General features: G+C 70.5%; 4 protein-coding genes, 2 pseudogenes and 1 riboswitch. Of the genes and pseudogenes, 2 read left to right on the forward strand and 4 right to left on the reverse strand.

Features of this window, described 5'->3' with window-relative positions; genetic code table 11:
- Nucleotides 1-64 precede the first annotated feature (64 nt).
- Nucleotides 65-307: a hypothetical protein gene (locus IH13_RS0104465; protein WP_031081166.1), complete on the reverse strand. Its 243-nt coding sequence runs from the start codon at nt 305-307 to the stop codon at nt 65-67.
- Nucleotides 308-483: 176 nt separating this feature from the next.
- Between IH13_RS0104465 and IH13_RS0104470 the strand changes: the two genes are divergently transcribed.
- Both IH13_RS0104470 and IH13_RS0104475 read left to right on the forward strand, forming a co-directional pair.
- A complete protein-coding gene (locus tag IH13_RS0104470; protein WP_051835763.1) occupies nt 484-1,218 on the forward strand; it encodes a rhomboid family intramembrane serine protease in 735 nt (244 codons plus the stop codon).
- Entirely contained in the window at nt 1,215-1,496 is a 282-nt protein-coding gene (locus IH13_RS0104475; RefSeq protein WP_014045474.1) for an Lrp/AsnC family transcriptional regulator, read from the forward strand. The genes IH13_RS0104470 and IH13_RS0104475 overlap by 4 nt, the downstream gene beginning before the upstream one ends.
- A 42-nt stretch (nt 1,497-1,538) precedes the next feature.
- Here IH13_RS0104475 and IH13_RS36690 read toward each other — a convergent pair.
- The 3 genes and pseudogenes from IH13_RS36690 to IH13_RS0104490 all read right to left on the reverse strand — a co-directional run.
- Nucleotides 1,539-2,868 (reverse strand): annotated as a pseudogene (locus tag IH13_RS36690) (aminotransferase class V-fold PLP-dependent enzyme).
- Between the two features lie 171 nt (nt 2,869-3,039).
- Nucleotides 3,040-3,157: riboswitch (SAM riboswitch) on the reverse strand.
- An 86-nt stretch (nt 3,158-3,243) separates the two neighbouring features.
- Nucleotides 3,244-4,308, reverse strand: coding sequence for an anthranilate phosphoribosyltransferase (gene trpD / locus IH13_RS0104485; protein ID WP_031081171.1), 1,065 nt, complete (start codon nt 4,306-4,308; stop codon nt 3,244-3,246).
- 121 nt (nt 4,309-4,429) lie between these two features.
- Nucleotides 4,430-5,809: pseudogene (locus IH13_RS0104490) on the reverse strand (cytochrome b); the annotation flags it as partial.
- Nucleotides 5,810-5,825: the final 16 nt, after the last annotated feature.

Raw genomic sequence — 5,825 nt, forward strand, 5'->3', positions numbered from 1 at the left:
TTCGGCGCCGCCTGTCGGCTGCTCCACCATCCATCACCCCAATGTGTCTGTCCCGACGGCCCTGTCAGGAGTCGGAACCCGGGCGGTCGACCAGCTCGATCTGGTCCACCGCGTTGCACCAACGGCACCGCACCGACTCGATGGTCTCACTGACCACCTCGCGCTCCTCGACACTCGACTCCCCGGCCAGGTCGAGATGGACGTACTCCACGACCTTGGACGACCGCGTCACGTCGAAGCGGGTGAGGTTGCCGCAGAGCGTGCAGCGCCAACGGGTCGTGTCCGTCGGCTGGGGAACCGTCGTCATCGTTGCGTCCTCTTTCGTCGTCCGTCGAGCCTTCGTGCGTGCCCGAAGTCTTCGAACCTCGCGGTGCGCCGTCGAACTGCGAATGTCGTGCGCCAACCCTACGGCCTGGGCGGCACCGGCCGTCACGGCGAGGCGCTCTGTCCCGATCTCCCCCGGTGCGTCATGCTCTGTACGTGATCGACTGGCGGCGGCGGGTGAGGGAGTTCGGGGCGGCGGCCACGGCGGGCGGCGCGCCGGTCACGTACGGGCTGAGCGCGTTGTGCAGCGCCGTGTTCCTGGTCAGCCCGCTCTCCGGGTTCAACCCCTCCTACGGCTCGGCCGACGCCCTGCTCGCCGCACAGGCGGGGTACTTCGAGCGGTGGGGTGTGATCCCCGGCGAACTTTTCGACGGCTCCGCGCACGCGGCCCTCACCCCGCTGACCGCGCTCTTCGTGCACGGCAGCTGGCTGCACCTGCTGGGCAACCTGCTCTTCCTGTACGTGTTCGGCGCGATGGCCGAGGAACGCATGGGCCGGACCGAGTTCCTCTTCTTCTACCTCTGCAGCGGCTACGTCGCCCTGGTGGTCTACGCGGTCGTGCACGCGGGCTCGGACCAGACCCTGGTCGGCGCGTCGGGCGCCATCTCCGCGGTGCTCGGCGCCTTCCTCTACCTCTTCCCCCGGGCCCGGGTCACCAGCCTCTTCCCGTTCCTCTTCTTCCTGCCGCTGCGTTTCCCCGCCTGGATCGTGCTCGTCTTCTGGTTCGTCCTGCAGTGGCTGGCCGCGCAGGACGCGGGCAGCGGCCCGGGAGTGGCGTACCTGGCCCATGTGGCGGGCTTCGCGGTGGGGTTCCTCTACGCCTGGGGCCGCTACCGGGGTGGGGTTAGGGTGAAGGCTCCAGCCACGGCCACCGAGGGAGACAGCCAGCCGTGATCACCGCGATCGTGCTCATCAAGACCAGCGTGAACCGGATTCCCGAGATCGCCGAGGCCATCGCCGCGCTGGACAGCGTCAGCGAGGTCTTCTCGGTCACCGGTACGTACGACCTGATCGCCATGGTCCGGGTGCCCCGCCACGACGACCTGGCCGATGTCATCCCGGGCCGGATCAGCAAGATCGAGGGCGTGGAGGCCACGGACACCCACGTCGCCTTCCGCACGTACTCGCAGCACGACCTCGAAGCGGCCTTCGCCATCGGCCTGGACGCGTAGCCGCCCGGGCCGCCCGCAACCCGCCCCGGACGGCCGTGCCGGTCAGAGCTGCGCCGCACCCCGGTCGGGGACGCAGCGGCCGTCCTCGGTGCGGTACGTCCAGCGGGCACCGGCTGCCACCAGCTCCCGCACCGCGCCCAGGAACCGGTCGACGTGCTCGTCGGGCGTACCGGCCCCGAAGCTGACCCGGACGGCGTTCAGCGACCGCTCCCCCGGCTCGGCCTCCGGCGCCCCGCACTCCCCCGGCTCCTGCGGCTCGCCGCCGAGCAGGGTGCGCACCAGCGGGTGGGCGCAGAAGAGTCCGTCGCGCACCCCGATCCCGTACTCCGCCGAGAGCGCGGCGGCGAAGTGCGAGCTGTTCCAGCCCTCCACCACGAAGGAGATGACGCCGACCCTCGGGGCGTCGTCGCCGAACAGCGAGAGCACCCGTACCTCCGGGACGCCGGCCAGGCCGGAGAGGACCCGGTCGACCAGCGTCCGCTCCCGGGCCACCAGGGTGTCGAAGCCCGCCTCGGTCAGCGCCCGGCAGGCGGAGGCGATGGCGTACACACCGACCACGTTGGGCGATCCCGCCTCGTGCCGGGCCTCGGTGGTGTGCCTGTCTCTTATACACATGGTAGGGCTCCGCCTCGCGCAGCCAGTCGGCCCGGCCGGCGAGGACGCCGGAGCCGAAGGGCGCGTACAGCTTGTGCCCGGAGAACGCGACCCAGTCGACGTCCAGTTCCGCGATGTCCACGGGGTGGTGGGGGGCGAGCTGCGCCGCGTCCAGGACGATCCGTGCCCCGTGCGCGTGGGCGGCGGCGGCCAGCTCGCGCACCGGCCACAGCTCACCGGTGACGTTGGACGCGCCCGTGACGCAGACCAGCGCGGGGCCGTGGGGCTCCCGGTCGGCCAGCGCCCGCTCCAGCGTGGCGACGGCCTGGTCCGGGGTGCGCGGGGCGTCCAGATACGTCACCCGGGCGTCGCGCCAGGGCAGCAGCGAGGCGTGGTGCTCGGTCTCGAACACGAACACCCGGCAGTCGGCGGGCAGTACGGACGCCAGCAGGTTGAGGGAGTCGGTCGTCGACCGGGTGAACACCACCTGGTCCCCCGCCCGGCAGCCGAGGAACTCCGCCACGGTGGCCCGGCTGCTCTCGAACAGGTCGGTGGAGAGCTGCGAGAGGTACCCGGCGCCGCGGTGCACGCTGCCGTAGTACGGCGCGTAGGCGGCCACGTCGTCCCACACCCGCTGGAGTGCCGGGGCGCTGGCGGCGTAGTCGAGGGCGGCATAGGTGACATCTCCGCCGGTCACCAGCGGAACAGTGACGTCTCCCCCCAGGACGGGCAGCGGGGCACAGAGGGACGAGTCGACGACAGCGGTGGGCACAGACATGACGAACTCCCGTAAGAGGCAGGCGACATCTCGCGCCGGCGGTACGCGGCAGCGCGGGACGGAGAAGGAAAAGGGTGCGGAGGAGGGCTCGGCGCCCTAACGCATTCGCTTGCTCACAAGAGGCTCCCTGGGGACCAGGACCCCAAGGGGCGGCATACGACGATGCCGAGGGGCCCGCGCTTGCCGCAGACCTCGCTGCCTGCGGCCTGGTCTTCACCCGGGGCACCCCGCCACGGACGGAGGGTTGCCGGACAGCGGGCCGGGGCCGTAGTCGCTGTCACTCATGACCTGCCGAGCATCTTGCCACAGGTGCCCGTACGCGCAAGGGCGCGGTCCGCGATCCGGACCGCGCCCTTGCGCGTACGAGCGGCGCACTCAGCGGTTGCTGGCCGCCACCCAGCGCTCCAGGGCGCCCTTCGCGGCGCCCGAGTCGATCGACTCCGCGGCCCGGGTGATCTGGGTCGCGATCCGCTCGTTCAGCGTGCCGTCGCCCGCCTCCAGCGCGGCCAGCGCGGCGGCGGAGTTGAGGAGCACCGCGTCCCGCACGGGCCCCGGCTCCCCGTCCAGCAGCCGGCGGGCGACGTCCGCGTTGTACGAGGCGTCCGCGCCGCGCAGCGCCTCGACCGGCACCAGCTCCAGGCCGACGTCCCGGGGGTCGAACGCCTCCTCGGTCACCGCACCGTCCCGCACGGTCCACACCCGGGAGGTCGCCGTGGTCGTCAGCTCGTCGAGCCCGTCGTCGCCCCGGAAGACGAGCGAGGAGTTGCCCCGCGCCGCGAGCACGCCCGCCACGATGGGAGCCATCTTCACATCGGCGACCCCGATCGCCTGCGCGCGCACCTGGGCGGGGTTGGTGAGCGGCCCGAGGATGTTGAAGGTGGTCTGCGTACCGAGCTCTCTGCGGGCCCGTGCCGCGTACCGCAGGGCGGGGTGGAACTTGACGGCGAAGCAGAAGGTGATGCCCGCCTCCTCCGCGACCTGGACCACACGCTGCGGCGCCAGTTCGAGGTTGACGCCGAGCTTCTCGAGGACGTCGGAGGCGCCGCTCGCCGACGAGGAGGCGCGGTTGCCGTGCTTGACGACCTTGGCGCCGGTCCCCGCCACGACGATCGCGGACATGGTGGAGATGTTGACCGTCTTGGCCATGTCGCCGCCGGTGCCCACGATGTCGACGGTGCGCCCGGGCACGTGGATGGTGTGCGCGTGGTCGTACATGGCGCGCACGAGTCCGGTGACCTCGTCGACGGTCTCGCCCTTGGCGCGCAGGGCGACCGCGAATCCGGCGATCTGCACGTCGCTGGCCTCGCCGCTCATGATGCGGTCCATGGCCCAGGCGGTGTCCTCGGCGGTCAGGTCCTGGCCGCGCAGGAGAGGGGTCAGGACGCCGGGCCAGGAACGGGCCGCCATGCTGTCGCCGCCGTCCGGGGTCACCACGTTCATGGTCCGCTCCTGGGTCCACTGCCGATAGGGGGTCGCCCCCACCCTATCCAGCACCGGGGACAGCGAAGAGCCCCGTCCGGCGTACGGACGGGGCTCCCGCTGTGGCGGTCAGCTGAGGTGATCAGTGGTGGCCGTGGCCGCTGGTGATCTCCTTGTACTCCTCGGCGGTGGGCTTGGGGATCTGGTTGCCCTCGCCGTAGTAGCTCCGGCTGAGCCGTGCCCGCAGCTTCTGCAGGGCGGACGGCTTGCGCTCCACGCCGTTCTCGTCGACCGTCGGGCCGATCTCGAGCGGCTTGTACTGCTCGTGCGCCGTGAGCGCGTACAGCTGCTCCTGGCCGAGCGGCTCGTGGATCTCGACGAACTCACCGTGCGGCAGGCGCTTGATGGTGCCGGACTCCCGTCCGTGCAGCACCTTCTCCTTGTCGCGGCGCTGGAGCCCGAGGCAGATCCGGCGGGTGGCGATGAACGCCAGGACCGGGCCGGCGAAGAAGGCGATCCGTACGAACCAGCTGATCGCGTTGAGCGACAGATGGAAGTGGGTCGCCCAGATGTCGTTCCCGCCGCCGACCAGCATGACGAAGTAGATCGTCACCCAGGCGACACCGAGCGCGGTGCGGGTCGGGGCGTTGCGCGGCTTGTCCAGGATGTGGTGCTCGCGCTTGTCCCCGGTGATCCACGACTCGATGAACGGGTAGAGGGCGAGCGCCCCGAGGACGACCCCGAACAGCACCAGCGGGATGAGCACGCCCAGGACCAGCGTGTGGCCCCAGAGGTTGATCTCCCAGCCCGGCATGACCCGGACGAAGCCCTCCGCGAAGCCCATGTACCAGTCCGGCTGGGCGCCCGTGGACACCTGGTCCGGCCGGTAGGGGCCGATCCCCCAGATCGGGTTGATCGTGGCGATCGCGGCGACGACGGCGATGAAACCGAAGACCAGGAAGAAGAAGCCCCCGGCCTTGGCCATGTACACCGGCAGCAGCGGCATGCCGACGACGTTCTTGTTCGTCTTGCCCGGGCCGGCGAACTGCGTGTGCTTGTGGAAGAACACCAGGATGAGGTGGGCGACCACGAGCCCGAGCATGATGCCCGGCAGCAGCAGGATGTGGATCGAGTAGAACCTCGGGATGATGTCGGTCCCGGGGAACTCCCCGCCGAACAGGAACATCGAGATGTACGTGCCGACGACCGGCATCGACAGGATCGCGCCCTGGGTGAAGCGCACACCCGTACCGGAGAGCAGGTCGTCCGGCAGGGAGTAGCCGGTGAACCCGGTGAACATGCCGAGCACGAACAGCAGGAAGCCGAACAGCCAGTTGATCTCACGCGGCTTGCGGTACGCGCCGGTGAAGAACACCCGGAACATGTGCACGAACATGCCGGCCAGGAAGATGACCGCGGCCCAGTGGTGGATCTGCCGGACCAGCAGACCACCGCGGATGTCGAAGCTGATGTCCAGCGCCGAGGCGTAGGCCCGCGACATCTGGATGCCCTGCATCGGCTCTGTCTCTTATACACAT

Origin of the sequence: Streptomyces sp. NRRL WC-3549 (assembly GCF_000721935.1) — a bacterium.
Classification (GTDB): Bacteria; Actinomycetota; Actinomycetes; order Streptomycetales; family Streptomycetaceae; genus Streptomyces.

Bases quoted from the DNA above. Each gene is read 5' to 3' on its own strand.
- IH13_RS0104465 (WP_031081166.1), bottom strand. From the start codon at position 307: ATGACGACGGTTCCCCAGCCGACGGACACGACCCGTTGGCGCTGCACG.
- trpD (WP_031081171.1), bottom strand. From the start codon at position 4,308: ATGAACGTGGTGACCCCGGACGGCGGCGACAGCATGGCGGCCCGTTCC.